The sequence below is a fragment of the Nitrosospira lacus genome (assembly GCF_000355765.4).
Lineage (GTDB): Bacteria > Pseudomonadota > Gammaproteobacteria > Burkholderiales > Nitrosomonadaceae > Nitrosospira > Nitrosospira lacus.
Map to the genome: position 1 here is coordinate 75,584 of NZ_CP021106.3, position 26,310 is coordinate 101,893.

Annotated in this window: 30 protein-coding genes; 16 read left to right on the plus strand and 14 right to left on the minus strand. The window is 48.5% G+C overall.

Annotation, left to right across the window (positions count from 1 at the left end):
- Positions 1 to 342 precede the first annotated feature (342 nt).
- Positions 343 to 945, plus strand: coding sequence for a peroxiredoxin (locus tag EBAPG3_RS00300; RefSeq protein ID WP_004180219.1), 603 nt, complete (start codon positions 343 to 345; stop codon positions 943 to 945).
- Between the two features lie 190 nt (positions 946 to 1,135).
- On the plus strand, positions 1,136 to 1,594 hold the full coding sequence (locus EBAPG3_RS00305; RefSeq protein ID WP_004180218.1) for a ferritin-like domain-containing protein: 459 nt from the start codon (positions 1,136 to 1,138) through the stop codon (positions 1,592 to 1,594).
- Between the two features lie 58 nt (positions 1,595 to 1,652).
- Here EBAPG3_RS00305 and EBAPG3_RS00310 read toward each other — a convergent pair whose 3' ends face one another.
- From EBAPG3_RS00310 to hemP, 12 genes are all read right to left on the minus strand, one after another.
- Positions 1,653 to 1,844: a hypothetical protein gene (locus EBAPG3_RS00310; RefSeq protein WP_161493767.1), complete on the minus strand. Its 192-nt coding sequence runs from the start codon at positions 1,842 to 1,844 to the stop codon at positions 1,653 to 1,655.
- Positions 1,845 to 1,940: 96 nt separating this feature from the next.
- Positions 1,941 to 2,213, minus strand: a complete 273-nt coding sequence (locus EBAPG3_RS00315) for a hypothetical protein (RefSeq protein WP_040853052.1) — start codon at positions 2,211 to 2,213, stop codon at positions 1,941 to 1,943.
- 152 nt (positions 2,214 to 2,365) lie between these two features.
- Complete coding sequence (locus EBAPG3_RS00320; RefSeq protein ID WP_004180212.1) at positions 2,366 to 2,851, minus strand: hypothetical protein; 486 nt, start codon at positions 2,849 to 2,851, stop codon at positions 2,366 to 2,368.
- Positions 2,848 to 3,462: an acyl-homoserine-lactone synthase gene (locus tag EBAPG3_RS00325; protein ID WP_004180210.1), complete on the minus strand. Its 615-nt coding sequence runs from the start codon at positions 3,460 to 3,462 to the stop codon at positions 2,848 to 2,850. The genes EBAPG3_RS00320 and EBAPG3_RS00325 overlap by 4 nt, the downstream gene beginning before the upstream one ends.
- Positions 3,463 to 4,057: 595 nt before the next feature.
- On the minus strand, positions 4,058 to 6,214 hold the full coding sequence (locus tag EBAPG3_RS00330; RefSeq protein WP_227869241.1) for a TonB-dependent receptor: 2,157 nt from the start codon (positions 6,212 to 6,214) through the stop codon (positions 4,058 to 4,060).
- Between the two features lie 217 nt (positions 6,215 to 6,431).
- Positions 6,432 to 7,208: a PepSY-associated TM helix domain-containing protein gene (locus EBAPG3_RS00335; RefSeq protein ID WP_004180204.1), complete on the minus strand. Its 777-nt coding sequence runs from the start codon at positions 7,206 to 7,208 to the stop codon at positions 6,432 to 6,434.
- Positions 7,205 to 7,861 carry a DUF4198 domain-containing protein gene (locus EBAPG3_RS00340; protein ID WP_004180201.1) on the minus strand — a complete coding sequence of 219 codons (657 nt, stop codon included), beginning with the start codon at positions 7,859 to 7,861 and terminating at the stop codon, positions 7,205 to 7,207. The genes EBAPG3_RS00335 and EBAPG3_RS00340 overlap by 4 nt, the downstream gene beginning before the upstream one ends.
- Before the next feature lie 79 nt (positions 7,862 to 7,940).
- Positions 7,941 to 8,972 (minus strand): multicopper oxidase domain-containing protein, encoded by a 1,032-nt coding sequence (locus tag EBAPG3_RS00345; RefSeq protein ID WP_081607295.1) that lies wholly within the window; start codon positions 8,970 to 8,972, stop codon positions 7,941 to 7,943.
- Positions 8,973 to 9,264: 292 nt separating this feature from the next.
- Positions 9,265 to 10,224: a DUF2325 domain-containing protein gene (locus tag EBAPG3_RS00350; protein WP_161493768.1), complete on the minus strand. Its 960-nt coding sequence runs from the start codon at positions 10,222 to 10,224 to the stop codon at positions 9,265 to 9,267.
- A 99-nt stretch (positions 10,225 to 10,323) separates the two neighbouring features.
- Positions 10,324 to 10,788: a bacterioferritin gene (gene bfr / locus EBAPG3_RS00355; RefSeq protein ID WP_085921872.1), complete on the minus strand. Its 465-nt coding sequence runs from the start codon at positions 10,786 to 10,788 to the stop codon at positions 10,324 to 10,326.
- Between the two features lie 39 nt (positions 10,789 to 10,827).
- Positions 10,828 to 11,022 carry a (2Fe-2S)-binding protein gene (locus tag EBAPG3_RS00360; protein ID WP_085921873.1) on the minus strand — a complete coding sequence of 65 codons (195 nt, stop codon included), beginning with the start codon at positions 11,020 to 11,022 and terminating at the stop codon, positions 10,828 to 10,830.
- Between the two features lie 19 nt (positions 11,023 to 11,041).
- On the minus strand, positions 11,042 to 11,227 hold the full coding sequence (hemP, locus tag EBAPG3_RS00365; protein WP_085921874.1) for a hemin uptake protein HemP: 186 nt from the start codon (positions 11,225 to 11,227) through the stop codon (positions 11,042 to 11,044).
- A 790-nt stretch (positions 11,228 to 12,017) separates the two neighbouring features.
- On the opposite strand from hemP, the gene EBAPG3_RS00370 reads away from it, so the two are divergent.
- The 7 genes from EBAPG3_RS00370 to EBAPG3_RS00400 all read left to right on the plus strand — a co-directional run bounded on the left by EBAPG3_RS00370 (position 12,018) and on the right by EBAPG3_RS00400 (position 18,612).
- Positions 12,018 to 12,800 carry an ABC transporter permease gene (locus EBAPG3_RS00370; protein ID WP_004180518.1) on the plus strand — a complete coding sequence of 261 codons (783 nt, stop codon included), beginning with the start codon at positions 12,018 to 12,020 and terminating at the stop codon, positions 12,798 to 12,800.
- 4 nt (positions 12,801 to 12,804) lie between these two features.
- Positions 12,805 to 13,575 (plus strand): ABC transporter ATP-binding protein, encoded by a 771-nt coding sequence (locus EBAPG3_RS00375; protein WP_004180520.1) that lies wholly within the window; start codon positions 12,805 to 12,807, stop codon positions 13,573 to 13,575.
- A 531-nt stretch (positions 13,576 to 14,106) separates the two neighbouring features.
- A complete protein-coding gene (locus EBAPG3_RS00380) occupies positions 14,107 to 14,607 on the plus strand; it encodes a glycoside hydrolase family protein (protein ID WP_193791344.1) in 501 nt (166 codons plus the stop codon).
- Entirely contained in the window at positions 14,579 to 15,883 is a 1,305-nt protein-coding gene (locus EBAPG3_RS00385) for a glycosyltransferase family 2 protein (protein WP_004180523.1), read from the plus strand. The genes EBAPG3_RS00380 and EBAPG3_RS00385 overlap by 29 nt, the downstream gene beginning before the upstream one ends.
- Positions 15,884 to 15,892: 9 nt before the next feature.
- Complete coding sequence (locus EBAPG3_RS00390) at positions 15,893 to 16,612, plus strand: class I SAM-dependent methyltransferase (protein ID WP_081607299.1); 720 nt, start codon at positions 15,893 to 15,895, stop codon at positions 16,610 to 16,612.
- A gap of 34 nt (positions 16,613 to 16,646) precedes the next feature.
- Positions 16,647 to 17,426 carry a TylF/MycF/NovP-related O-methyltransferase gene (locus EBAPG3_RS00395; RefSeq protein ID WP_004180524.1) on the plus strand — a complete coding sequence of 260 codons (780 nt, stop codon included), beginning with the start codon at positions 16,647 to 16,649 and terminating at the stop codon, positions 17,424 to 17,426.
- 13 nt (positions 17,427 to 17,439) lie between these two features.
- Positions 17,440 to 18,612 carry a DegT/DnrJ/EryC1/StrS family aminotransferase gene (locus EBAPG3_RS00400; protein WP_004180527.1) on the plus strand — a complete coding sequence of 391 codons (1,173 nt, stop codon included), beginning with the start codon at positions 17,440 to 17,442 and terminating at the stop codon, positions 18,610 to 18,612.
- Between the two features lie 281 nt (positions 18,613 to 18,893).
- Here the strand turns inward: EBAPG3_RS00400 and EBAPG3_RS00405 are convergent, their stop codons facing one another.
- On the minus strand, positions 18,894 to 19,991 hold the full coding sequence (locus EBAPG3_RS00405; protein ID WP_040853117.1) for a glycosyltransferase family 2 protein: 1,098 nt from the start codon (positions 19,989 to 19,991) through the stop codon (positions 18,894 to 18,896).
- A gap of 74 nt (positions 19,992 to 20,065) precedes the next feature.
- On the opposite strand from EBAPG3_RS00405, the gene EBAPG3_RS00410 reads away from it, so the two are divergent.
- Both EBAPG3_RS00410 and EBAPG3_RS00415 read left to right on the plus strand, forming a co-directional pair.
- Entirely contained in the window at positions 20,066 to 20,887 is an 822-nt protein-coding gene (locus EBAPG3_RS00410; RefSeq protein ID WP_004180530.1) for a phytanoyl-CoA dioxygenase family protein, read from the plus strand.
- Positions 20,888 to 20,978: 91 nt separating this feature from the next.
- On the plus strand, positions 20,979 to 21,614 hold the full coding sequence (locus EBAPG3_RS00415; RefSeq protein WP_227869309.1) for a WbqC family protein: 636 nt from the start codon (positions 20,979 to 20,981) through the stop codon (positions 21,612 to 21,614).
- 75 nt (positions 21,615 to 21,689) lie between these two features.
- Here the strand turns inward: EBAPG3_RS00415 and EBAPG3_RS00420 are convergent, their stop codons facing one another.
- Positions 21,690 to 22,406: an acetyltransferase gene (locus EBAPG3_RS00420; protein ID WP_004180532.1), complete on the minus strand. Its 717-nt coding sequence runs from the start codon at positions 22,404 to 22,406 to the stop codon at positions 21,690 to 21,692.
- Positions 22,407 to 22,529: 123 nt separating this feature from the next.
- On the opposite strand from EBAPG3_RS00420, the gene EBAPG3_RS00425 reads away from it, so the two are divergent.
- The 5 genes from EBAPG3_RS00425 to EBAPG3_RS00445 all read left to right on the plus strand — a co-directional run bounded on the left by EBAPG3_RS00425 (position 22,530) and on the right by EBAPG3_RS00445 (position 26,310).
- On the plus strand, positions 22,530 to 23,483 hold the full coding sequence (locus EBAPG3_RS00425) for a glycosyltransferase family 2 protein (protein ID WP_004180534.1): 954 nt from the start codon (positions 22,530 to 22,532) through the stop codon (positions 23,481 to 23,483).
- Between the two features lie 209 nt (positions 23,484 to 23,692).
- Positions 23,693 to 23,935, plus strand: coding sequence for an AbrB/MazE/SpoVT family DNA-binding domain-containing protein (locus tag EBAPG3_RS00430; RefSeq protein ID WP_004180535.1), 243 nt, complete (start codon positions 23,693 to 23,695; stop codon positions 23,933 to 23,935).
- Positions 23,935 to 24,273 carry an endoribonuclease MazF gene (gene mazF / locus EBAPG3_RS00435; RefSeq protein WP_040853119.1) on the plus strand — a complete coding sequence of 113 codons (339 nt, stop codon included), beginning with the start codon at positions 23,935 to 23,937 and terminating at the stop codon, positions 24,271 to 24,273. Before EBAPG3_RS00430 ends, mazF begins: the two co-directional genes overlap by 1 nt.
- 76 nt (positions 24,274 to 24,349) lie before the next feature.
- Positions 24,350 to 25,264: a glycosyltransferase family 2 protein gene (locus EBAPG3_RS00440; RefSeq protein WP_004180537.1), complete on the plus strand. Its 915-nt coding sequence runs from the start codon at positions 24,350 to 24,352 to the stop codon at positions 25,262 to 25,264.
- A 155-nt stretch (positions 25,265 to 25,419) separates the two neighbouring features.
- Positions 25,420 to 26,310 (plus strand): NAD(P)H-binding protein, encoded by an 891-nt coding sequence (locus tag EBAPG3_RS00445; protein ID WP_040853121.1) that lies wholly within the window; start codon positions 25,420 to 25,422, stop codon positions 26,308 to 26,310.

Sequence of the window (26,310 nt, forward strand, 5' to 3'; positions counted from 1 at the left end):
ATTTACCTTTGAGCATGATGTGATCTCCTCAATTTCCCTCTCAGAGGTCAATGATCGTGTGTCACAACTTTCTTTATAGCATAGAGCCTTCCCGAAATTAGGTTCGTACAGGGGTCGGATTGCCGGATTGCCTCGATCGAAGGATAACTCGGGAGCACACAGCCTTTTTAACCCGCGGATATACTAATAGGGGCCCATGGATACCAGAGGTTCTTGCTTTCATAAGATATTTCCTACAAATTTCATTTCATGCGCGGCAGCGCACAGATGAGATGTTTTTTTTTATGTATGTTATAAAGTATTGAGGCAGATTCCCATTTCCATCACAAAGGAGAAATACCAATGTCCGTGCTCGTCACCCATCTCGCACCTGACTTCACCAAGCCCGCTGTCCTGCCGAACGGAAGTTTCAATGACGCTTTCAATTTTCATACCGAAATTTCGGGCAGGTACGCTGTGCTGTTTTTTTATCCGCTGGATTTCACCTTCGTCTGCCCTTCCGAAATCATCGCTCACTCCCACAGGGCGGAAGAGTTCCGCAAACGCAATGTGGAAGTAATCGGAGTTTCGGTGGACTCCCAGTTCACCCACTATGCCTGGCGCAATACCACTGTGGACAAAGGAGGGATCGGCCCGGTAGGCATTACTCTGGTGGCCGACGTGGGTGGGGAGGTCATGCATGCCTATGGGGTCGCTCATCCGGATCACGTCGCCCTGCGCGCTTCTTTCCTGATTGATAAACACGGCATTGTGCGCCACCAGGTGGTCAACGACCTGCCGCTGGGACGCGACGTGGACGAAATGCTGCGCATGGTGGACGCATTGCAGTTCTACGAAAGCCATGGCGAGCTATGCCCAGCCGGCTGGAAGACGGGAGACCCTGGGATGAAGGCATCTCCCGAGGGCGTAGCGGAATATCTGGGCGCGCACGCCGAGGCGCTTTGATTTGATGAGCCCATAAAGCACGACGACCGGAGAGCGAATACAGGTGATTATTATGCAATTGACCGTCAAATGCTTGGAGAAGGCCCCCTGAATTACCACTTCCGGGAAAAAACAAAGCTCCCTGTTTAATGACTGTCTCTATGAGAGACCTGTGCCGCGCGGATGATTTGCAAATCAAAAGGAGAAAAACATGAACTTCGATAAAGACAAGGCCATCGCGTTGTTGAACAAGATCATGGAACTTGAGCTCGCCGGCGTGGTGCGTTATACGCATTATTCATTGATGGTCTTCGGTTACAATCGCATCCCTGTCGTGGAATGGCTTAAAAAAGAGGCTGAAGAGGGATTGATGCACGCCCACAAAGCGGGCGAGCTCGTTACCTTGCTGGGAGGATATCCTTCACTTTCCATAGGCCCGCTGCTGGAGACCCATCATCATGACATCGGCGATATCCTTCGGGAATCCCTGGCGCATGAAGGCGAAGCCTGTACGGCTTACTATGAACTGCTGGAACTGACTCAAGGCAAATCGGTACTGCTTGAAGATTACGCACGAAGTCTCATTGTCGCTGAAGAGATGCATGCCGACGAAGTTAACAAGATGCTGCGACGAACGGGTAAAACGGGCGTGTACGAGCCCGCCAGGTAACCGCTTTTCAATGTGGGCCGGGGTTCCCGGCCTCTGGTTTCCCTGATGCGGAGCGGAATTATTCGTCGCTTCGCAAATCGTTGTATACCATGCCGCTTAACTGAATCATCAGCTCAACCTCGCTTTCCTCTTCCTCGAGAGTCTCGCCAGACTCGTAGAGCTCCATTAACGAGCGGAGAGCATCGACAGGATTCGCATCAAAGATGTCAGCCTGCTCACCTGGCTGCAAGGTAATTTCAACAGGGTTCATGCCCGCCTCTTTAATGCGGATAATCATCAAAAACCGGTTATGTACATATAGTGAATCAACCTGGCGTTCTTCATGCGGGCGCACGTCGCATAAATCCTACCCAAAGCGCTTTTTCCTGGTCACAACGGACAACGCGGCATGTCCGGTACGCCGGTTGAAACTGGCGGAATCCCATAAGCCGATGGTTCTGCCGCGATGCGAGTCTTTGAAGACGCCGGGGTCATTGAATATGCCATGGGGATCAATCACGTGATCGACCTCATTTTTCATGGCTGGCAATTCCTGCCCAGACTGCCTGTCAAGTGAAGGCTGATCAGCCTGGCTCACTGATGATGCGGGCATCACCAACGCGGATAGTTCGGGTTTCATGTTGCCTCCTGTGAATGTAGGAACTAAACCAGGATAAATTCGTAAATTTGATCGATGTGTTCAGGCTAACTAAAATAGATGGCGTTTCAATGAAGGATTTATGAAGGTTTTACAATCGATTGAGTACAGATCGAGTGGGAATGGAATATGTTTCAGCTTTGCTTCTTTGAAATTTCCATCATGTTCCATTTGGGACCCGAATATTCAAAAGTAACCGGCTCGAGCGGCGTCCGCTCGCACCCATCACGCATCAACGCGGCCGTTTCTCCCAAGGCTATTTCCTGCAGGCGGCAGCGCATATTCAATACGCCATCGCTGGACTCGAAGACGCCGCAGGTACGCGAGGTCTCACCATCCGCCCGATAGCCTTCGGATGCTGCGTGAGACCCCACATCGTTCATGATTGCCACGGGCAAATGGGGATAGCGCCGCCGGGCTTCCCGAATCCATCGCAACAGACTTGCCTGTTGAGCGCAATCGTATACGTTGCCGTCAACAAGAACCATGTCGTAATCTTCCAGGTCTGGCTCAGGAAAGCTTTCCAGCGATTTTCGTTCCAGCCTGTGCTTTGATTTCTCAAGCAGCAGTTGCAGGATTCGACGCGCATCCTGTTTTTCTCCAACCAGAAGAATATTCATGCGGCCTTCCTTTGCGCATCCTCGGGAAGCGTACCGAACAGGGCAAACTCCGTCATGGCGTCGATCTCGATGTAGCAGGCTACGGTTAAAACCCGTCCAATCTTGATAGGTGCTCCCAGTCTGGAAACGTTGACACCAAGTTTGCGTATCAGCCTCTCCACGGCAACGGTAGTTACGGTCACGTAGCGCTTTATTCCGTTGTTTTGCGCAAAAAGAAACAAGGTTCGCATCATTTGGATGGGAATATCGCTAAACCCGAATCCCGCACTTTCATACTTGGGAACCGCCACGGCAAACCGGCTCAATTCCCACACATCGGTTTGCCGGGGTGCCGGCTGCCCATGCAATAGCTGTGGAAACGTATCCTTCAGCATGTTGGGACCGGTAGTGGGAAGCAGCCGCCAACAGCCCAGTATCTCATCCTCATCGCCTTTTGCCAGGACATATACCGGATTTGCATGATCGAACTCATCATGCTCCATTCCATTATCGTTGGTTACCTCCCACCCCAGCCGATCATGAAAAACTTCGTGTCTCAGTCGATACATTCCAATCACCGCCCGTTGATCCAGTGAAGCATTTCCGTGCTGCGCAAGCATGATCTGTCCCATTTCTGGCCCCGTCCTGGTTGTTAATGACGGTGCTATGAAACAACGGAATGGAGGCTTCCGATAGCTGTAGAATCTTACAGGAAAAAATGCCAGATACTCGCTGTAACCGTTATCTGTAGCGGATTACAGGCCTCCGCACCGGATCAATTTGAACCGGATTTTTGGTGATATTTCCGGGAAATAATAGGTTCGAACAGGGGTAACGTTCAGTTCTTTTTGTACTTTTTTCTTCGACACAGGTAAGGCGCATAAACCGTAGGACGCTATAAGCAAAGCACATTATGCCGAATGTCTGGATAACCATTCTTCTCAACCATTCGGCGAAAAGTCGAATATGGCCACTCACTTACCCGCCTCACTAAACCGCGCTTGAAGTCTCACCGCCTCGCGAAGCAATTCTATATAGACGTTACCCTGCCGTCGCGGCAGGGTAACGTCGAATAAATATATACCATATGAATAATAAATTTCATTTGGCATTATGGGTTTCAGATATTACGCCTTACGTCTTGGATAAGTCGTTTGCAGGCGCGGAACCCCGGCCATGCGGCGGCATGACCGCGACTATGGCCGACTTCTGGCGAAGATGATTCCGCTAATTAAAATTAAAGCGGATAGAACCGAATGCGCTAAGTGGATTTCCCGGCAATGCCCCGGCAAATGTGGGATTGGTATAATAGGTTGCATCCGTCAGATTCTTTATATTGACGGCGAGATCCATCCTTTTGATGCGATAGGAAACGGCGGCGTCAAGCACGACGTAAGACGGTATCTTCAGAAGATTCAAGGTGTCAGCGAAACTATCGCCTTTGTATGTAACGCCGAAACCGAACATCAAGCCACGCGCCAAGCCGCTTTGCAGCGTATAGGTTCCCCATAAGCTGCCCATATGGGTCGCAACGCCGGCCGGGCGGGTTCCAAAAACACTTCTCGTTACGCCAAGTACACTATTGGTGGCCACATTGCGTGACAATGTTTCAGGATCCATCCACACCCCGTTACCGATAATATTCAGGCCGGGCATGGGACGCACGCCGAGAGACATTTCTACCCCACGCGACCGGTCATTGCCATCCTGAGTGGCTTGCCCCCCTGAACCAGGCAACGTGATGAAATAGTTGTTGCGGCTGGTTTGGAACAGTGCCACGTTAAAATCAGCTTTGCCATCCAGTAATGTGGTTTTGGCGCCCACCTCTATCTGATCCGAGGTTTCAGGTGCTGTGGATACATTTTGAGCTTCGGTTGCAAGGTTGATGAAAGCGCCCGTGCTATAACCCGCGTAAAAAGCCAGAAACTTGGTGGGTTGATATACCCCTCCGGTCGAATAAGTGGTCAACGACTTCGTCTGCACAATTTCGCGATACCCATAATTACCCGAAACAAATTGAAAACCCTTGTCGCTGTACTTTACCAAATCGTTGCGGATGCCGAGACGAAGCTTGAATTTGTCGGTTAAATCAATCTGATCCTGGGCGTAGAAAGACGTTTGATCGCTGCTGATCCTGCGGTCGAAGATTGGCCTGCGGACAAGCCCGTTCAATGAAGTTTCCAGTATCACCGGGCTTAAAAGATTGACGTTGGGTAATGTAAAGTCAGCGCGAGTGGTGGTGATGTCCGTATTCTTGTATTCAAATCCGCCCAGGAACGTATGCTTGACCGGACCGGTATTCGTTTTCCAGATAAACTCGTTTTGCAATTGCGTATAGCCCGCGATATCGAATTGCGAGCGGGCGTCGCGCCCGGTAACAATACCCGCCGCATTCCCCTGATTACCCCCGCCATTTCGTATGATCTCAAGAGTCCGCGCATCGTATGTGAAGGCTGTGCGCATGCTTAAAACATCGGATATCGCCCAATTATGGATAAGGCCGAGACGATTGATCGTGTGATCTGTTTTATTGAAAGGCGTGTAGTAGCGGGTTTCCCGGGAGACATTGGCTAAATGGGAGTTGCCATCGAAAAGTATCCCGTAATTATCCGGCTTGATTTTCATCTCCCGATGATCAAAGTCTATCAAGAGGGTTTTGTCCGGCGCCAGACGCCAGATGAAGCTGGGGGAAGCCTCGACGATATTGCGCTCAAGCCCGCGGAAACCATCGGTATGCTCCATATTGGCAATCACGCGTCCCGCCAGGTTTGGCATGTACGGGATAACGCCAGTCAGGTCGAGAAAGCCATTACGCGTACCGAAACTGCCGAGCATGGTGCCCACGGACAGGTCAAAATTATACTGGGGTTTCTTGGTAATCATGTTGATACTGCCGCCGGGACCGGCCACACCGAATAGAGCGGAGCCCGGACCCTTTAATACCTCGATGCGGTCGACATCGTACATGGTGCGGAAATAGCTGTTTTGCGCCCCCCCGTCGGGCAGATCGTCGCGTAAATAGCTCAGCGCCAGTCCGCGTGAAGTGAAGCTGTTGCCGAAGCCATATCCGCCCCCCATCAAAGGCTGCACACTGCTGACGTTGCGCATGGCGTCATTCATGTCGGTGACGCCTTGCTCTTGCAGCAACGCTGCCGGCACGACGGCAATGCTGGCGGGAATGTCGCGTAACGGCGTATCTGTCTTGCTTCCCGTTCGCGCTATATCCTCCAGGGTACCGGGACGGACCCGCCCGGTGGTAATCTTGATTTCAGGCAACGCTGTGCTTTTTGCCTCACTTTTTACCTCGTTCTTTGCCTCTTTACCGGTGTTATCCTGAGCCGTTGCATGCAGCGGCAACAATACCCATGTTGATAAGAATGCCATTAGGCCCATATGGGCACGCCTCAATCTGAATCCAGCCACACGTTTCATTGGTAACGTCTCTATTTTTAATGTTATTGGCTGGCTACAAGCTGCTGACTACAGGCTGCGAGGCTTACTGGCTGGCTGGGGATGCCTCCCGGCGAACGCGGGAGGCGGAAGAACACAGTTTATATAGGCATCGCAATACCAATGCTTCGATTGATAAAAAGGTGCAATTTCATGATAGCGCGAGCGTGTTGAGTATAAGAACGAGTAAAGCGGAAAGCGTGGTGCCGATCAGGCCCGCCGCCAGCAGTCGCGGCCCGTGCAGGCGGCTCCATAGCAGTGTTCCGGTTATCGCCAGAATAAGGAGGGCGCCTGCCAGGGTATCGGTGAGCAATATCCACGCATTGGACATCCCGCTCCCTTTGTGAAAATTGGCGAGAGTTGCCCAGAGGTTGGCTTCTTTCTGCTCAATATGCGTATCCGTATCGCCTTTCCAATACTCCGCCGTGACGCTCAGGTTGGGTGCTATGAGCATAATTCGCCAGTTTTCCGGTTGCTCGATCTGGCCTCCCCCCCAGGGAACAGGGCTGGCAGGTTTTTTCTGGACGCGGGACTTGGCGTCAGGCAGCTTGAATTCCGCCCGTAACCATGTTTCCAGGGCTTCCGGGGTTTGCAGGCTGGCAGCGGGTGGCGTGAATAGCTGGCGGGTTTCTTCCTGCTTGGCGAGCGGGATTTTCATCTCGCTGCGGTGATTGAGCAGAATACCGGACACGCCAAACATCAAGCCCATCACCGCTCCCCATAACCCCATCCAGGCATGCGTGCGGCGCAGCCAGACAAGAAAACGGCCGCGCTTCATGCCTTGCGACAGAAACAGATAGCCGCGCGGCTCAACAGGAGGCGGTCGGCGCAGGTCGATTGCAGGCGACTGGGCGATGTGTGCCTCAGCCAGACGCGCCCCGGTTGACCGCGGCTCAGGCTCGCTTGTACCGGATTGCGGTGTACTCATTTATAAATACTAAACGTGACTTTATGGCTCTCGATGGCGTAAGCCTTGCCCTCGAATTCCCCTGGATTCCTAAGCTCATATTTCGCCTCGATCACATAAAGGCCGGATTCAGGCAGCGAAAAAGAAACTTCCCCTTTCTCATCAGTCGTCAGATGCTTCTCCCAACCATTCGGCGCAATAATGATGACCTCGGTTTTTGCCGCAGGCTTGCCCATGAAGCTCAAGCGCAGCAAATTGCCGGTGTTCTCTATATCCAGCGGTAAACTGCCGCCTTTGCCAAAGCGCGCGTACAAAAAGCGTTTTGAAACAGGGGCGGGATTCTCGCCTTGTGGTTCACGTATAGGCTGTTTAAGTGCCTGCACCAACACCGCATTGCCCGTGGTACTACCGGGTATCGCAAAATAACCATTCTCGCGGATGGGTTTGACCGGACTCTCCTTACCTGTCGCGTCAATCACCACCGCCGTCGGCTCGACAATGCCGTCGAGCCTGCCGGGTGAGGTTTCACGCAGATTCTCGCTATATTCACCGAAATAAAGCTTGACAGCCTTGGCATCGTTCTCCAGCCACAACGCATGAGCCGACGCATCAAGGCTGAGAAAACCGCTAACAATAGCGGCAACGGCGGCGAGTGTCATTTGTGTGAATTTCATAAATCTTTTCCTTATCGGTGAGTTTTAATGTTTGATTCCTTTTACACCCGGGATGCAAAATCCGGCTCATGCATATCTTTTATGGGAGGACGCGCCAGCGAGTGGACATGCCCGCCATCATGTGATCGTCAACATGGCAGTGAAAGAGCCAGTGGCCCGGGGAGCGGGGAACCATATCGACCGAGGTCATGCTGGCGGGCAGGACTTCAACCACATCGGTGCGGCGCCCGTGATTGAGCACCGTCTGCCCATGCCAGTGCACGGTATGATTATCCGTTTCGTTACCCAGGGCGACGACGTGCCAGCGGACACGCTTGCCAAGCCGGGTTTCATACCCGGCCAGATTGCCAAAAATACGGCCGTTGATCGTATGTTTCACGCCGCTTTCTTTTCCTTCCTCTTCATTAAAAATCATATAGAGAGCAGTGAATTCCTGGTCCACGTCGCGCGGCGCGGGATCATGGGCGGAATGCGCCATCCCTTTGCGTGTAATGACGATGGTGCCTATCAGGCCAAGATTCGGCTCCTCTTCCTCCATTACATGCGAATGATAAAGCCAGACAATCGACGAGGGATCAGCAGGTCCGGGGCCTGCGTCCTCGTCCGCAACCCAGGTATAAGTATGGGACTTGCCCGGCGGGACGCTTGCTCCCGCACCGTTCCCATCCGCACCTTCGCTGTTTTTGTCGTAAAGCATTCCGTGGGGATGCATGGAAAGCGGCCTGTCTGTCCTGTTCAAAAAATGAATTTTGAGGGTGTCTCCCACCACGGCCCGAAGCTGCGGCCCCAGAATCCCCATCCACTCAGGCTGGGCCAGCGGCTTGGCATAGCTGGCATCCGTATAGCCGATATAGCGGTACTTGGTGTATGCGAGCGTTTCCCCCCACACGCCAAGTCCGGCATCAGGCTTGATCAGGTTTAGTCCTGAAGGCGCGTAATTCCATGTCGTTTTTTCGGCAGCGATCCAATATTCCCTCACCGCCGCCTGTGCCGGAAAAACCATCCAGCAGCTCACAATAAAAGCTGTCAGCGCGGTAAATCTGCTTGCGTAATTGGAGTTTCTCTCCACATCGACTACCCGATTGACATAGTAACTGCAACGATTAATCATAAAAATACTCCATCATCCTTATATGTTTGGGAGGCCGACGCCATGAACCTCGAATCAATATTAAATATACCCATAAACCCTGCCCGAGGTCGCAGAATGGATGAAGCGTAGCTCAAAACCCGGTAAAAAACGATGTATCAAACCACAGGCGGCTACTATTGCGGTTTGATTGGACAGGGAAAAAACCGAGGATGGATTGTGTTTTACTCCACCCATCCGGCCAAGACCGGATCGGTTTATGCGCGACATGGTAAAAAGCGGTAATTTTTTAGAAAACCAGTCATGTTTGCTATCAAGCAAGGTTAGAACTCATCGATTGAGCGGAATTACCGCCTGCGGCTGACCGCACGACCCGTGCAGCCAGTGACTCCACTCCCTTGCGAAACGTCGGCAAACCAGAACGATCAAGCAATACACAGGCCTTGCCGGAACGTTTGCAGTAGCGCTTCACGGTGAAATAGGTATGATGGTTTACGCAATCCACCGGACAAACCACCATATCGGCATGAGCAAGCAGTAGAGGCAGAGGGTCCTCATCACTCTGATGATCGCCTCGGTAAATTAACAAGCTACCACCCGACGCCTCTATCAGACGACGGTATTCCGAATACAGCCCGGCGCGCCCGCCCACGCAGAGAACGCAATTTCCCGCAAGATCAAAATCACCTGCGCCGGGTGGCGTTTCGTCACGAGCATCGCATTTCGACGCGTTGCAACCCAGTGTGCGGGCTGGAGCAGATGGCGCTCCAGGTGGGACGGCAGCCTTGATCAGTGGAATCCAGTCTGTCTCATGCTGTGTAGGCGTTCCAGTATCGGCGAGTTTGCACTCCGGCAAAGTGGTGCAGTCATGTAACGACTGTTGCCGATGAGCTGATGTGGGTCCAGCAGCGCAAAGCCCGGCCTCCTGCCTGGGTTCCCGTGCTGGTGATTTCCGCCTGTCTTCCTTAAAGCAGCGCGCAACCTTGGTTAACCCGCTGCGCCCTGGAAAAAAGGCGTTGCTGTTAGCCCTTAGGAATTGTTTGATGAGATCAAATTTATTTTCCAGCAGTGCCTGGACACGGCTGACCAAAGGATTATGGAGATCAGGGCCCGGGGCCTCATCAACCGGGTTACATAGCAACCCAGGTAACGGATGAGTGGACATGGCTTTCACGCCGTGAAGACAGGCAAGCAAGATTTCGCCGGCGCGTGGAGCCGTTCCAATGGGAAACGGGGCGATAATGCCCGAAGTTATTTTTTTTAGCCGCTTCACAGCCCATATTCCCGGCAAGTCAACAAAAGTGGCTGGCTTGCCCGGCATGGGCTGGCTGGCTAAATGCCGCTGATGAGAGATCAGCGGTAATGAATGAATCTATATCTGGCTCTGCAGCCAGTTCTGGGTCCCAATTTTTTGCAACACATCCAGCTGCGTCTCCAGCCAGTCGATATGCTCTTCTGTATCCACCAGAATATCCTCGAAAATCTCCCGCGATACGTAATCCTTGGCGGTTTCGCACGCGGCAATGGCGGCGACCAGCGTTTCACGGGAGATTACTTCCAGCTTGAGGTCACAAGCGACACATTCTTCCGCCTTTTCCCCGATCATGAGCTTGCCGAGTTCCTGCAGATTAGGCAGCCCCTCCAGAAACAGGATTCGTTCGATCAATGCGTCGGCATGTTTCATTTCCTCGATGGATTCGTCGTATTCGTGCTTGCCCAGGCTGTTGAAGCCCCAGCTTTTATACATGCGGGCATGGAGGAAATACTGATTGATGGCCGTCAACTCGTGCTGCAGTTGGCGGTTTAGCCACTGGATGATATCTGCGCTGCTTTTCATGTTTGCCTCCTCAGGCGGAATCTCGAATTAACGAGTGGGTTATGTGGGCTGGCATTGCGCCAGCGTTCTCTGCATCAGTGTTTGCTCCAATACCTCCTTCGCGTGGCAGGCGCATATTCCGCATTGCTCGCTCACGCCCAGGCAGGTTTTCAAGTCCCGCATCCGGTCAGCGCCTTTATAGACAGCCTCGCGGATTGCGCTATCGGTTACACCTTTGCAGACACAAATATACATGATAAGCGCCCCAAGTCTACTATTTGGTTAAGATCAGTTTGCCGTTACGGGTGCGGCGCAAACGATATTGCGCACCCTGATGCTGGATAAACACTTCATCCCCATGCTGAAACAAGGTATCGCTGTAGATGCGCTCGTTCTGCTCCAGCACGGGAAAATTTCTTTTATTAACATCCACTTCCGGAACTATGCCTGACTTTTCCATTCGGTGCTCCTTCTGCGACTATTAATGAGAATGATTCGTAATTATATTCACTTCTAAGGGAAATGCAATACCTAATAAAAAAATTTGGCAAAGTTACTGAAAATGGCATCAAAAAGATGGAAGACCGGCTTATCCGGGATAGCAGCAAGCGGGATTTTGAAATTTCCTGAGCGTAAGCGCGCGGGGCTTCAGAGAAATTATTTATGTTATGATGAAACGTAAGATAGCAATTGTTACGCCTCGACCCACCCATCCCGCTGAAAACCTATAGGGCATAAATGTTCTTTGAAGCACCCAACCCTTCCGCCAGCACCTGACGGAGCGGTCATGGATGGCATCCATTCGAAAAAATCCCCTAATGTCGTATGGTATGGCGGAAGGGTTCACCCCGAGGATCGAAGGTGAAATCCGGGAATTCACGGGCGTAAGCGCACCTTACGAACCGCCTGGCTCGCCTTATATGACAGTTGACACATCTATTGGGGACCCGGCGGAATGTACCCGAAAAGTGTTATGTGGAATAATCAATAGTATCGGGATATCCGCCAGCGTTAAATAGTCCTTCTCAGGCCTTTTGGATGGCTGATGATGGCATCGCTATCCATGGCCGAATCTTCACAAGAGCATCCATGTTTGAAAATCGTATGAATGCTTAAGACCTTTTATCCTCCGATTCCGGAATTCATCGGAAATTTGCCAAGAGGATACGATCGCGGGTTTTCGGGGACCCAGGCCCGCAGAATTTCCTCTATTTGATTTGTCTGAGAATGCGCCTACTTCTGGTATTTAAATGTTCTCAACTGCATTACAAGATTTGAGCGCAAGCCTTGCCGCGTGGCGGCTCTGGTCTCTGCTGGGTTGGCTGGAAATTCGCCAGCGTTATGCCCGGTCCCAACTCGGTCCCTTCTGGCTTACCATCAGCATGGGAGTGATAGTAGGTTCAATTGGCATGGTGTACGGCACACTCTTCAATCAGAATATCGCGGTCTATTTGCCGATGATGGGAATCGGACTGGTTTTCTGGAGTCTTCTTACCAGCATTATTAATGAAAGCTGCATGGCCTACATCAACTCGGCGGGCTATATCCGGCAGACCGTGACGCCCAAACTGCTCTTCATGCTCCAGGCAGGTTGGCGCAACTTCCTGATTTTTATTCATAATTTTGTTATAGTAATAATATTGCTGGCTGTTTTTGGCTCAGAGGATTGGTCTACGTTTCCTCTATTCATACCGGGCTTGATGCTATTTATTCTCAATGCGTTATGGATCGGACAAGTGGCTGGCATTATTTCAGCGCGATTCCGGGATCTGCCACAAATTATTTCGTCAATGCTGCAAATGGCATTCTACGTGACGCCTATTTTGTTCCCTCCCAGCATGCTCAATAAGCATCGGTGGATTCTGGACTATAACCCCTTCGCACACCTGCTTGACCTGGTCCGTGGCCCCCTGACCGGCAATGCACCCAGCCTCCTGACCTGGGGTGTAACAGCCGCTATGGCGGTGCTAGGCTGGCTGCTGGCACTGGCGCTGACCGAACGCTATCTCAAGCGAATCCCTTACTGGGTATAGCGCCATGAGCGTAATAAACTTACAAAACGTTAGCGTGGACCTGCCGGTGTTTGAAATGGGCGGACGTTCCCTGAAAAAAAGACTTGCCGGGTTGGGGCGCCGCAACCGCATTGCCGAAGACAGCGATGGGGTTGTGGTAGTACGAGCGCTGGACGATTTGAATTTATCTCTGCAAGAGGGGGACCGCGTGGGGCTGATAGGCCGTAATGGGGCGGGCAAGAGTACTCTACTGCGGGTGCTGGCCGGCATTTACCCCCCCACATCCGGACAAATATATACCAGTGGCCGTATCGTGCCATTACTTGACATTAGCCTGGGCATGGATGAACTCTCCACCGGCCGACAGAATGTCCGCCTCCGTGGCCTACTACTTGGCATGAGCGATGCTGAGATTCGACGCAAAACAGAGGAGATCTCCGCATTTACCGAGCTCGGCGACCACTTGGATTTACCCCTGCGCACCTACTCCAGCGGAATGCGGCTGCGACTGGCGTTTGCGGTTTCCACCGCAGTGGATGCGGATATCCTGCTACTGGATGAAGTGATTGGTGTGGGTGACGCATCCTTCATGAAAAAAGCCGAGGAACGCATGCTGGATCTGCATAACCGGGCGAAAATTGTGGTGCTTGCCTCTCATGGACATGAGGTGATTCGTCAGATGTGCAACAAAGTGCTCTGGATGGATCGCGGGCGCATCCGGGCGTTTGGCGAAGTTGATGTGATAATAACAACTTATATCGCTGAACAAATGTCGGTATCTGTGCCATCGTCTTGAGCCCTATGCACAATGCGCAATCAGTTTGGGTAGGATATGTCTATTTCAAGCCGTGGCTTAACAGGATTTCTTTACGTATAACGCCTGCCCAATAAAATGACTTGGAAAAAACTTGGAAGGATTGCGTATCTCGGAACATCTGACAGGCGGAAAACAACGCATATGCAGGGTCCGGTAGCGACAATCCTAAACGGAAGCATAAGAATTTATTTCGCTGCGCGAGATATTAATGGCAGGAGCTATGCGGCATACATAGATGTAGATAAAACTGATCCTCGACGACTTCTATATGTACACGAACAATCTGTAATATCCCCCGCTCCGTTGGGCACATTTGACGATGATGGGCAAATGCCTGCATGCGCAATTTCAGTTGGTGACAAGCTATGGCTGTACTATAGTGGGTGGAATCGAAGGGTATCTATCCCATATCACAATACAACGGGACTGGCGATAAGTTGCGACAACGGCGGGTCTTTCCAGAGAGCTTTTGATGGACCAATTCTGGAAAGAACTCCGGACGAACCCTATATGGCAGTTACCCCATGGGTATTGCGGGAGAACAACATCTGGCGTATGTGGTATGTCTCGGGTCTGAGTTGGCAAAATGTGGAGGGTTCCCTAGAGCCGATCTATGGAATTAAGTATGCGGATTCTAGTGATGGCATCGGTTGGCATCGCCCCAATCTCCTCGCCATTTCGCAGCAACACGCGATGGAAGCAATAGCGCGTCCAACGGTTATACATTACGGTAATAAATATCATATGTGGTTTTGCCATCGTGATAGCTTGGACTTCAGGGATGGAAAAGGAAGCTATCGCATTGGCTATGCTAATTCTACCGATGGTATGGCGTGGCAGCGTAATGATAAGCTGGCAGGCATCGAGCCATCCGATGAGGGCTGGGATTCGAAGATGCTGTGCTACCCCTATGTAATAGAGGTTGAAGGCGTACCTATTATGTTCTACAACGGCAATAGTTTCGGGCAAACCGGGATTGGGTGTGCTATTTGGGAAGGAACTTTACCCTGATTTTGATTTATATGGTTGGTCAAAGTATATGCTAGAACCACTAGAAAATCCGCGTCCTCTTAAAAACAGTGGCTTCTTGAGGAGATTAGCTCATACCCGAAGCCGACTACGCCAAGCACATACAGCATTCTCTACAAATACTGATATCAGACTAGTGGATCCGGGCGCACCTAAAGTTAGCGTGATGTTGATAACCTACAACCATGAAAAATATATCAGCGAAGCACTTGACAGTATTTTAATGCAGGAACGTGACTTCGACATCGAAATTAATGTGATTGATGATTGTTCCACTGATAGCACCCAAAATATTGTGCGAGACTATCAAGGACGCTACCCTGAAGTAATCAACTGTTATTTCAATGAACATAATGTAGGGTATATCGCAACGCAATTAAATACTTACCGTGGATTTCAGACATTGAGAGGTGAATATTTTGCCCTGTTAGAGGGTGATGATTACTGGACTGATCCCAAAAAACTTAAGGAGCAAGTGGCATTTTTGGAAGGCAACACCGAGTATGTCGCTTGCGCTCACGACACCCTCAAAATCTTTGAGGATGGTCGCCCTTCTGAGCATTTTCTCCCATTTAAAGCATTTGGACGTAATCGGGCAAAAATGCCTGACCTGGTCAGTATGGCTGGAGTATTTCATCTTAGCAGTATTGTGTATCGAAACAAATTTGGACTGAATCCTCCCCAATGTCTGGCTGACCCATACAGCTGCGAAGTCATAATAAATATGCTTTACGGTCAGTTTGGTGATTTTTATTGCATAAATAAATACATGTCTGCCTATCGAGTTCATGGGGCAGGGGTTTTCTCAACACGAAACTTAGAGAGCATATGGCTTTTTCATATGCACGGATATCGCCGATTCGCATTTTATATGGGTGCGCGCTATTGGGTATTGTTTTCCAGGTCTGTCATAGGGTTCTCAAGACATGCGTTATTGGCTCATCGGAAAGGGGAATGCCCATTACGACTTAAGACCCGGATGATTTTTGTTGCCCATTTATTGGTAGCGGGTTTGGTTTTCATTATTACTAAGCCCATAGATTTATTCACAAAGCGTGGTCAAGGATATGGCTTTGAATATGTTTATGTAATTGAACATATACGCGGTCGGCTAAAAAATAATTATCCTCGGATAGAATCATTAATACCGAATTCCTTGATTCGAATTTATCTCATTCTTGAAACACGAATCCCCGCTGTGCGCGATCTAAGGCTACGTTTGAAAAGATTCTCACAGCGTTCACAAGAAGAAAATTAGGAGGGAGTAATGACTGAGCATACATATGGTTGCTTGGAGAGCATGAAGTTCGACGATCGTAGACCAGCATATAATGAGGCATTAGAAGGATTAAAGAATTTGCAAATCCCACTTGAGGATTTATTGCACTATTTCCCCGCATATGTAGGTGACATGACCCTTAACCGTTATTTGACTTTATATGAGTTATACAAACGCACACTGGAACTTTCGGGACATATAGCCGAAGTGGGGGTTTATAAAGGGGCGGGATCGATTTTCTTCGCAAAGCTTATCAACATATTTGAGCCGATGTCACTCACTATGGTTCATGGGTTCGATTGGTTTAAAGGAAACATTCCGAATGAAGACGAATCTAAATTAATGCCGGTGGGGGGATATCGCGCCTCTTATACCGACCTCAGAATGCTTATTGACTTGCAAGGACTCACTAATACGCTGAAGATTCATAATCTGGACGCAGCTAACGAGCTGGGAAATTTCTTTTCTGAGAATAGACACTTAGTCTTTAAATTGGTATTTCTGGATGCAGGCGTTTATAAAGTTGTTAAACACTGTATCGAGAACTTTATGAATCGAATCGTTCCTGGTGGCATCTTAATATTCGATCAGTTTGCTCATGAATTAGCGCCTGGGGAAACTAGAGCAATCATGGAATTGCTTGGAGATCAGAGAATCGAGCGCCTACCTTGGAGCTGGATGCCGAATGCTTATATTGTGAAGAAATAATCAATCCAATCATTGCTTATTTGGGAAAGGTTCTATGGAAAAGCTAAGCTCGCAACAGGAACTTACATATCAAATTGAAACCACCGCATCCCGTGAGCAACTCTCTTTCCGGGAGCGATTGCAAGAAATGTTTGGTAGTAGCCCGCTATCCTTAGAGGATAGGTTGTTCAATATTGGCATGTTCACACGCAGTTCCGTGTTGGTTAAATTTTTAGTGATGAGCGAAATATACCAGCGGATCCTGCATGTTCCTGGTTGCTTGGTCGAATTTGGGACATGGTGGGGTCAGAACCTGATTCTTCTTGAGAACCTGCGTGCTATCCACGAGCCGTTCAATAAGCAACGTACCATTATCGGCTTTGATACCTTTAGCGGCTACACGCCGATAAGCAATCAAGACAAGAAGAGTGACGTCTGGAAAGAAAACTCCTATAGGACGGGTACAAATTATATTCAGTATTTACGCGATCTACTGGAGATTCATGAGGGATGTAACGTACTAGGGCACGTTCGAGGGCGTCATAAACTGATAGAAGGCAATGTAGAAATAACCGCACCTGAATATTTCAACGAACATCCTGAGGCAATTGTTGCTTTTGCCTATTTTGATATGGCGTTGTATATGCCTACTAAAGCGGCCTTGGAAGCAATCAAGCCACATTTAGTTTCGGGCAGCATTCTGTTATTGGATGAACTAACGTGGGAAGAGTCTCCCGGTGAAGCTATTGCATTCAAAGAGGTTTTCTCCCGCGATGAGGTAAGAATTGAGAAGTGCAAACTTTATCCATCCAAAGCAATTATTACCATTCGCTGACTTCATGCTAATCATGCAACCTTCACTTTTAACTAAAACGAAGATGACCCCGGCCCCATTCGCCAGCCCCATTTTGATCACTCGACCAACACTGCCCCCCATCGAACGATTTGAAGCACACCTTAAAGAAGTTTGGTTTAATCGGGTGCTGACCAATCAAGGCTCTAAGCATAGGCAGTTAGAAAACAATCTGACAACTATACTTGGAACGAGAAACGTCCGTCTTTTTAATAATGGTACATTGGCGCTAATATTGGGATTGAAAGCATTGGGTATTCGTGGTGAGGTAATCACCACTCCATTTACGTTCCCCGCCACGCCACATTCATTAGTATGGGCGGGAGCAACACCTGTTTTTTGCGATATTGACCCGATGTCGTTATGTATCGATCCAAATCGTATCGAGGCTCTAATTACGCCAAGGACAGAAGCAATCCTAGGCGTTCATGTGTACGGGATCCCATGCGACGTGGAGGCCATACAGGCAATTGCCAACAAATATAGCTTAAAGGTTATATATGATGCGGCGCATGCTTTTCTTACAGAGATTGACGATATCCCAATTGCCAGTTTTGGTGATATGACAATGTTCAGTTTTCATGCAACGAAACTCTTCCATACCATTGAGGGAGGATGTCTTGCTTTCAACAATACAGAACTGGGAGAAATCCTTAATTTACTGAAGAACTTCGGCATCAAGGATGGAGAGGCGGTTGTGATGCCAGGCTTAAATGCAAAAATGAATGAAATTCAGTGCGCGATGGGTATTGAGATGCTTAAGGAAGCTGGAGTGGAACGGGAGCGCAGAAAACCTCTACGTAAAAAATATGTCGAATTGCTGTCTGAGATCGAGGGTATCGATTGCATAGTATTACCTGACGGAGTCAGCGATAGTCTTCAATACATGGCTATACGTGTAGATGAAAATAAGTTCGGCCTTTCTCGGGATCAATTGCAAGAAGGACTTAACAATTTTAATGTCTTCCCACGCAGGTATTTTTTTCCACTATGTACCGATTATGAATGTTACAAGGAAGCGGTTAATGATGGTGTTCCTGCTGCTCGCCGGGCAGCCAATCAGCTATTGTGCCTCCCGTTCTATGGTGAGATAGAAATCGAGGCAATCGCGAGAATTGCTGAAATGATTGCATATTTGGGGAAAAACAAGGGCGATCATTTTTTGTAATTAGATGATCGAACATGAAATTTAGTGCAGAGCTTTTGAAAGAATTTAATATTAATAAGAAAAATGACTATTCAGATAATTGGGATGTGATGTCACGTGGCCCAGAACCTGAGCCTTATGATGATTCACTATTTCAGGAGATGAGCACCGGTTGGCGAATCCATCATCGAGAGAAATTACGCTATATCCTAAATGGCCTGATTGGGAAATTTTATCCTACACAAGAGTATCGTATTAAACTCAGGAAATATGACGGCATTGGATATCTGCATGATCTTCTATCACCCTCTCAATATTTTTTTGGACATCCGGTGCAACATATAGTGTGCACGAGGCGGTAATATGACTCCCGCTAACGATTTAAGTTTGCGCGAAAATCTACCCTCATCAATTGAGCCCAATGGATTTTGGGCAATAAAATGCCTATAGTCAACATGCGTAAAACGATGACAATTATATGCCTGATTCATTGAGATCTCATCAGCCCCCCACTCAAACATGGTGTCTACAGCGAATTGCAGGTGATGAAGGGAGCCTTGTTTACTCGCAAAATGTGCTAAATAAAACATTATAAGCAAATTATCGGCATTAATTGATATCTCTATCTCTGGAAAAATTTCCTGCAATTCCTTTAAGGTACGCACTTGCCAGAAGTGTCGGAGTAATCTGGAATATTCATACGTATAAATTGATCGGCTTATTCCTGAACCTGCGCTCATATTAGATCTATTTCGCGCTACTCGATAATGAGTTAGCTCATCATCTAAAATGTGAAGATCGAAGCCATTAATAGCAATTCTCAACCACATTTCCAAGTCTTGCAGTTGAATATAACGGCCATCAAAGGGACCAAGACTAGTCAGACACTCCCTACGGATAAGCGCACTAGAGGCACAAAATGGATTTCCCCTACTGAACATGTACTTCAACCACGATGGCCGGTCTCGATTTTTCGCACTAAATACCGACTGCAACTGATGGGAGTTTTCTTCCCAACACCCTCCCTTTTCATCGACCAGTGCTACGCGGGTAAAAACAGCACCACAATTCGGATTGGCTTGCATATAGTCAACTTGGCTCTGTAATTTGCTGCCTCGCCAATAGTCGTCAGAATTCAATATTGCAATGAAATCCCCCTTACAAGCGAGTAATCCCTTTATTGTTGTAGCACCGCCAAGGTTATTAGGTTGGCAAAAGAGATGGATTGAAGGATGTAATATTTTAGAGGCTACAAATACCGAATTATCAGACGATGCATCATCAATAACTATTATCTCATCCGGGACAAGGGTCTGATTAATAGCACTCATTAAGGTTTCATGAATGTAGTATTCATGATTATAAAGAGTGGTCAATACACTGATGAAAGGTTTGTTCAAGTATTGCCCTCTTCAATTTTCCCATGTCTGAGTTAGACTCGGGTATGTATTAACTTATTTAATTGGAGCAGAAGATGATAAGTGAAGCATTAGAACAATTCAAGAAGGAAGGTTTCTATATCGCAAGAAATCTTCTGCAAAATGATGAAGTTATCACCGTCAGGAATAGCATTCATAAAAGTTTCAACGATCAATTGGCTCACCTTGGATTTCCGGAGAATGGGAACGATCTCTTTAATTCCATGTTACTGCTTTATAACAAAGACATCGACAGATATAAAAGGCTGATTGGAGCTCTGTGGAGAAAATTGGAAATCTATAATCTCATGCATCACAATAATATTGTGGGCCTACTACGGGAACAATTCGGGTGGCAAGATATTTTTATGCCGGGAGGGCAAGTAGCGGTGATCATGGCTGAGGAGTTGAAGATTCCCAATGGGTATTTTGGTTTTGTGCCTCATCAGGACTTCCCTTCTGTTCAGGGTAGTTTGGATGGCGTGGTAGTCTGGCTTCCCCTAGTTGATGTGGGGCGCGACAACTACCCGCTGGAGATCATACCCCGCAGCCATTACGAAGGAGTATTACCTGCCATAGAAAATAATAGCTCGACTTGGGAAACAGATACCAGCCAATATACCGAGGACGACTATCTTCCAGTTGAAGTTAACGTGGGTGACGTTGTCTTTATGACTCTATTTACGATTCATCGCAGTTCTCAACGAGGCACTGCGGGGCAATTAAGAATTGCGCTATCAACTCGTTTCGATAATGCAAATGAAGCGACTTTCATAGATCGCTGCTATCCTACAGCGTATATAAGAACCATTCAAAGAGAACAATATTTTAAGGGATTCCCCTCCCGGGAACAGGTCGCAAAGATTTTCCCAAAATAATCTCATAATTATTTATGAATGATCACCCTGATAAAGTAGATATCTTTGGAAGAGAATATCAATGAAAGTTGCGATAATGCAACCTTATTTTATGCCATATGCAGGGTATTTCAGATTATTCGCTGCAGCGGATCTCTTCGTTGCCCTAGATTGTGTGCAATTTCCCAGGCGGGGATGGGTTCACCGAAATCGATTCACAGATGCGAATGGAGAAGCACAATGGCTTACGATATCGCTAAAAAAGGGCGACCGTGATACTACGCGTATTTGTGACCTAAGATTTCAGGACAATGCGAAAATGATGTTACTTGAGGAGACGAGGAGATTCTCCGCGCTTAAGTGCATAGGGGAGACTCATAGCGACTTGGCAGATCTACTTTTTGATTTGGGTAACGATCCTACTGATTACCTTATCTCAACATTGACGAAAATGGCAGGGATACTCGGTCTTCACCGCCCGGTTATCCGCTCAAGCGCGCTCAATATAGACCCCCAATTTAAAGCACAACAGCGAATTATTGAGATAGCTACACGGGTCGGGGCAACAGGCTACATCAATGCCCCAGGGGGGAAAGATCTGTATGATGAGGCAGCGTTTAAAAAAGCCGGGTTAACCCTAGATTTTCTACCTGATTATCGGGGAGGCTTCGCCAGCATACTAGAAAGAGTGATTGACAATGGCCCTAATCTGATAGCGGCAGAGATTCATAAAAATTTGCTCGCGTAAATTATATTATGTCTAGGTGACAAATTACTTTGGTCTTCTGTCCAGATGCAGTGATGGAATAAATTTCCTCCGAGATCATTGTCCCGATTGATTTTTCTGACGATTACGGCTTGACCTGGAAAGACTGCGAAAAAGCACAGCCTCGTTTAACTCAACTATTTCGCTGTTTATAGATTTTACCAAGGAATGTTCAGGAATATCCCCACTCAGTACAGTTCCGTGCCCAATCCAGGATGCATCACCAACCCGACAGTTGTTAGCTAATGTGCTGTTTACGCCTAGAAAGCAATGTGTACCAATATTACACCACCCAGATACCACTACATGTGATGTGAGGAAGCAATGATTCCCAATGAATGAATGGTGACCAATATGATTCCCGCTCCACATTACGACGTTGTCTCCAATTTTAACGAAGGGCTGTATGGTATTGTCCTCGAAAATAAAGCAATGCTCCCCCACACTTACGTTACGCCAAATAAAAGCGCGTGAACTAATATAGCTTGCAAGTCTGTAACCTTTATCCTTAATGCGAATGCAAGTTTCTTGCCGAACCCTGTTAAGCTTGCCATAAACTATGGCTGCGTAAACTTCATAACCGATGGCGGGGAATCGTTGTTCTAACTCTTCAAAACGCACAACGGGCAAACCGAATAACTCGGAAATGGAACAATAAGCACCATCAACTGTAAATGCCACTACTTCATAGTCCGAATCATATGTGAAATATTCATATGCCAATTGCGCAAAATCCTCAATGCCGAAGATAATTAGCTTTTTACTTTTCTTCATTAGAATATCCATTCCTAGAAAAAAACATGACTATTTTCAAAGATGAAATATAGTCACACTACCTTAATTTCTGTGGGGTTGGCAACAGAGTCTTCCCCTATTATTGAAGTTTGTACGTAACTCATGCAAATTGCGGTAGTAATAGTAACGTGGAACTCATCCCGATTACTGGGTAATGTTCTCAACGCATTGAATCACCAAACTTTATATCCAGATAAAGTACTAATCATTGATAACAATAGTAAGGATGTCGATGAAGTTATGAAGATTACGAAAAAATACTCATTTTGCGAGTTACTTCGTATGCAGAAAAATACGGGATTTGCTTCCGCCAACAATATTGCCATTGACCGATGTTGTGACTTCAAGTATCTAGCTCTTCTTAATCCTGACGCTTTTCCAGAACCAGATTGGCTCGAGCAATTGCTGACAGCTGCTAACGCTTACCCAGAAGTAGCGGCATTCGGATCCCGCCAGTTGCGCCATGATAATCCAAACATTTTAGACGGTATTGGTGACTGCTACCACATCAGCGGACGGGTTTGGCGCGAACGACGTGGGGAGCAACAACGACAAGATGACTTAGTAGATCGAGAAATATTTTCTCCATGTGCGGCAGCCGATTTGTATCGCCGGCAGATTCTGGTTGACGTAGGGGGATTCGATGAAGATTTTTTTTGTTACTTGGAGGATGTAGATTTAGGATTTCGCCTCCGTTTGGCCGGACATAAAGCCAGATACGTCCCAGGCGCGGTCGTGCATCATATAGGTTCAGCAACCACAGGCGGCCAGCATAGCGATTTTTCCGTGTATTACGGCCATAGAAATCTGGTTTGGACATTCATCAAGAATATGCCTGGAGTTCTGTTCTGGATATTACTTCCATTGCATGTGCTTCTGAATTTTGTAACCATAATATATTTTATCAGCCGCGGGCAAGGTAAGGTGATATGGAAAGCAAAACAGGATGCGATCAAAGGCATCCCAAAAATGTGGCGCAAACGACACAGTATTCAGATCGGTCGACGTGCATCCATTATTGATATCTGGCGTGTTCTGGATAAAGGGCTAAATTAGCAGGCTCGCTTTAATCCGGCGTACGGTAGCTAAGTCATAAAAGTTGGGGCATCGGCGCGGTGCCTTGGTAGTCGAAGCGCACATCATTTCCATGGGGACTTACCGCACCACCTGATCCAATCGGGCTCAAGTACCCATGGAGTATCAACAATGTTGACACGCTCCAGTTTCGCCGTTATTGTATTGACATTGTTCTATAGGAGACAGTCATGCGCGTAATCGTGAAGAAATGGGGAAATAGTGCATCCGTTCGCATCCCTGCCGGGGTCATGGAAGCTGCACATTTAAGCCTGGATGACCCGGTTGACATTCGTGAAGAGGAAGGGCGCATCATCATCGAACCGATTTGCACACATAAATACGACCTCGCTCAGTTGCTTGCCGGCATAACGCCAGAAAATCTGCATGGCGAAGTTGATTTCGGGGTGCCTGTCGGCAAAGAGCTTTTGTAATGGTTCATCGCCGTGTCCCTGAGGCTGGCGACATTGTGTGGCTACACTTCGACCCGCAAGCTGGACACGAGCAGGCTGGGCACCGCCCGGCGCTCGTGGTTAGCCCATCGTCCTATAATGGCAAAACCGGCCTTATGTTGTGTTGCCCAATAACGACGCGGGTTAAGGGGTACCCTTTCGAGGTTCTGCTTTCTGAAGATCGTCCCAGTGCTGTTCTAGCCGACCAAATTAAAAGTCTCGATTGGGTTGCACGTAAAGCCCGCTACAAAGGCAAGGTCTCGCGCAGCGAATTATCCCAAGTGCTGGCAAAAATTTCCGTTCTCATTGAAAAACTATAATAATTGCGCTTTATTCCACTCATTCTGTTAAGACCCCAGTCACAAAGCCAAATAGACGATATAGATGGTTATTGAGATGGATTTGCACACCGATATGCCATCGATCTCAGTCGTGATTGTCAATTACAACGCCGGGCAATTCCTGACCGCTTGCATTGATTCAGCATTGGCACAGGTGTCACAGGTAAGTGAGGTGCTGGTGGTGGACAATGCCTCCACAGATTTGAGTCTTGAGCTTTGCACGGAGCATTTTCCTGAAGAACCAAAACTCAAGATCATTCGCAATACAACTAATCTCGGTTTTGCGGCGGCCTGCAATATTGGCATCACGCGGGCTACGGGTGCTTATGTGCTGTTCCTGAATCCTGATTGTGTTTTGGGTGCGGATTCGTTGCTGCGCATGTTCCAGGTGATGGAGGCGCACCCTGAGGCAGGCATGGTGGGGGGACTTTTAACCAATGAGGATGGCACCGAGCAGGCGGGCGGGCGCCGCGCGGTGCCCACTCCATGGCGTTCGTTTGTCCGTGCCTTTGGGCTGTATCGGTTTGCAGAATATTGGCCTCGCTTGTTTTTTGATTTTCATCTGCACAAGCAGGCCTTACCCGATCACCCGGTCGAAGTAGAAGCTGTTTCAGGCGCCCTCATGCTGGTGCGACGAGAGGCGATTGAGGATGTTGGCCTTTGGGATGAAGGCTATTTTCTGCACTGCGAAGACTTTGACTGGTGCATGCGCTTTCGGCAGAAAGGGTGGAAGATTCTATTTGTGCCCGATGCCCCGGTTATGCATCATAAGGGAATATGCAGCCGATCTCGTCCCATCTTTGTGGAATGGCACAAGCATAAGGGAATGATGCGGTTCTACCGCAAATTCTTCCGGCATCAGTATCCCGGTGTTTTGATGTGGCTGGTGGCGCTGGGAGTCTGGTTGCGCTTTGCTGCTGTGGCGTTATATTACTCCATGCGTCACGCCGCCGGGCCTAGGCGAGGATGAGCGGCATCCCCCTGCCTTCCCTGTGGTCCTTGTGCGGAAATGATATTCATGGCTCAGTCTGCATTTAGTTATTTATCCGGCGAGAAAATCTGATGAATTTCATCATTCCCGGCTTGCGCCAGTATGGCTTTGGTACTTTTCGGGATCAATAATCGATGCCTGGCCCCGCTTCTCCTAAAATCGTTGTGACTGGGGCAACCAGTATCATCGGATATTTCTTGCTGCCCCGGCTGGTGAATGCGGGTTACGAAGTGCATGCCATCAGCCGCAATCGCCGCGAGAAGCCAGGCGAGACTGATAAGAAGGTGTTTTGGCATCCGGTGGATATCAGTCATCCAGATCAGTTGCCCAGGATTAATGCGCAGGCGCTCATTCATCTTGCCCCGCTTTGGCTGCTGCCGCCGCTTTTACCCATTTTAAGTTCCTTCCAGATCAAGCGGGTGATTGGCTTTGGTTCAACCAGCCTGTTCAGCAAGGCCAAGTCTGCCAATGATGGTGAAAAGCAGTTGGTAGCGCGCTTTGTTACGGCGGAAGAAGACATTATGTGTCGTGGCAGCGCCTTGAAAATGAATTGGACGATATTTCGCCCGACGCTGGTTTATGATTGCGTGCACGATAAGAATATTGCGGTGATCGCACGCTTTATCCAGCGCTATGGTTTCTTTCCACTATTGGGGAAGGCCTTGGGATTACGGCAACCGGTCCATGCCGATGATCTGGCGGGGGCATGCATCATGGCGCTTGATCAGCCTATTACGTTTTGTAAGGCATATAACCTGAGCGGCGGCGAGACGTTGAGTTACCGCCGGATGGTTGAAAGAATATTTAATTCCCTTGGCAAATCCGTACGTTTTCTGAGTATCCCCGCGTGGCTGTTTCGTAGTGCGATACGTGTCATCATGCTAATGCCCGGCAAGCGGAACATGACGCCGGAAATGGCGCTGCGCATGAATGTCGATCTGTGTTTCGATCACACTGATGCGACGCGGGATTTCGGATTTTCGCCGAGACCGTTTTTACCGTGTTGGGAGGATCCAAAGGAGTGA

What these genes read in the sequence shown, in the direction of transcription:
- EBAPG3_RS00300 (WP_004180219.1), top strand. Translation starts at nt 343, where the DNA reads ATGTCCGTGCTCGTCACCCATCTCGCACCTGACTTCACCAAGCCCGCT.
- EBAPG3_RS00305 (WP_004180218.1), top strand. Translation starts at nt 1,136, where the DNA reads ATGAACTTCGATAAAGACAAGGCCATCGCGTTGTTGAACAAGATCATG.
- EBAPG3_RS00310 (WP_161493767.1), bottom strand. Translation starts at nt 1,844, where the DNA reads ATGAACCCTGTTGAAATTACCTTGCAGCCAGGTGAGCAGGCTGACATC.
- EBAPG3_RS00315 (WP_040853052.1), bottom strand. Translation starts at nt 2,213, where the DNA reads ATGAAACCCGAACTATCCGCGTTGGTGATGCCCGCATCATCAGTGAGC.
- EBAPG3_RS00320 (WP_004180212.1), bottom strand. Translation starts at nt 2,851, where the DNA reads ATGAATATTCTTCTGGTTGGAGAAAAACAGGATGCGCGTCGAATCCTG.
- EBAPG3_RS00325 (WP_004180210.1), bottom strand. Translation starts at nt 3,462, where the DNA reads ATGGGACAGATCATGCTTGCGCAGCACGGAAATGCTTCACTGGATCAA.
- EBAPG3_RS00330 (WP_227869241.1), bottom strand. Translation starts at nt 6,214, where the DNA reads ATGGCATTCTTATCAACATGGGTATTGTTGCCGCTGCATGCAACGGCT.
- EBAPG3_RS00335 (WP_004180204.1), bottom strand. Translation starts at nt 7,208, where the DNA reads ATGAGTACACCGCAATCCGGTACAAGCGAGCCTGAGCCGCGGTCAACC.
- EBAPG3_RS00340 (WP_004180201.1), bottom strand. Translation starts at nt 7,861, where the DNA reads ATGAAATTCACACAAATGACACTCGCCGCCGTTGCCGCTATTGTTAGC.
- EBAPG3_RS00345 (WP_081607295.1), bottom strand. Translation starts at nt 8,972, where the DNA reads ATGATTAATCGTTGCAGTTACTATGTCAATCGGGTAGTCGATGTGGAG.
- bfr (WP_085921872.1), bottom strand. Translation starts at nt 10,788, where the DNA reads ATGAAAAGCAGCGCAGATATCATCCAGTGGCTAAACCGCCAACTGCAG.
- EBAPG3_RS00360 (WP_085921873.1), bottom strand. Translation starts at nt 11,022, where the DNA reads ATGTATATTTGTGTCTGCAAAGGTGTAACCGATAGCGCAATCCGCGAG.
- hemP (WP_085921874.1), bottom strand. Translation starts at nt 11,227, where the DNA reads ATGGAAAAGTCAGGCATAGTTCCGGAAGTGGATGTTAATAAAAGAAAT.
- EBAPG3_RS00370 (WP_004180518.1), top strand. Translation starts at nt 12,018, where the DNA reads ATGTTCTCAACTGCATTACAAGATTTGAGCGCAAGCCTTGCCGCGTGG.
- EBAPG3_RS00375 (WP_004180520.1), top strand. Translation starts at nt 12,805, where the DNA reads ATGAGCGTAATAAACTTACAAAACGTTAGCGTGGACCTGCCGGTGTTT.
- EBAPG3_RS00380 (WP_193791344.1), top strand. Translation starts at nt 14,107, where the DNA reads ATGGCAGTTACCCCATGGGTATTGCGGGAGAACAACATCTGGCGTATG.
- EBAPG3_RS00390 (WP_081607299.1), top strand. Translation starts at nt 15,893, where the DNA reads ATGACTGAGCATACATATGGTTGCTTGGAGAGCATGAAGTTCGACGAT.
- EBAPG3_RS00395 (WP_004180524.1), top strand. Translation starts at nt 16,647, where the DNA reads ATGGAAAAGCTAAGCTCGCAACAGGAACTTACATATCAAATTGAAACC.
- EBAPG3_RS00400 (WP_004180527.1), top strand. Translation starts at nt 17,440, where the DNA reads ATGCAACCTTCACTTTTAACTAAAACGAAGATGACCCCGGCCCCATTC.
- EBAPG3_RS00410 (WP_004180530.1), top strand. Translation starts at nt 20,066, where the DNA reads ATGATAAGTGAAGCATTAGAACAATTCAAGAAGGAAGGTTTCTATATC.
- EBAPG3_RS00415 (WP_227869309.1), top strand. Translation starts at nt 20,979, where the DNA reads ATGCCATATGCAGGGTATTTCAGATTATTCGCTGCAGCGGATCTCTTC.
- EBAPG3_RS00420 (WP_004180532.1), bottom strand. Translation starts at nt 22,406, where the DNA reads ATGAAGAAAAGTAAAAAGCTAATTATCTTCGGCATTGAGGATTTTGCG.
- EBAPG3_RS00425 (WP_004180534.1), top strand. Translation starts at nt 22,530, where the DNA reads ATGCAAATTGCGGTAGTAATAGTAACGTGGAACTCATCCCGATTACTG.
- EBAPG3_RS00430 (WP_004180535.1), top strand. Translation starts at nt 23,693, where the DNA reads ATGCGCGTAATCGTGAAGAAATGGGGAAATAGTGCATCCGTTCGCATC.
- mazF (WP_040853119.1), top strand. Translation starts at nt 23,935, where the DNA reads ATGGTTCATCGCCGTGTCCCTGAGGCTGGCGACATTGTGTGGCTACAC.
- EBAPG3_RS00440 (WP_004180537.1), top strand. Translation starts at nt 24,350, where the DNA reads ATGGATTTGCACACCGATATGCCATCGATCTCAGTCGTGATTGTCAAT.
- EBAPG3_RS00445 (WP_040853121.1), top strand. Translation starts at nt 25,420, where the DNA reads ATGCCTGGCCCCGCTTCTCCTAAAATCGTTGTGACTGGGGCAACCAGT.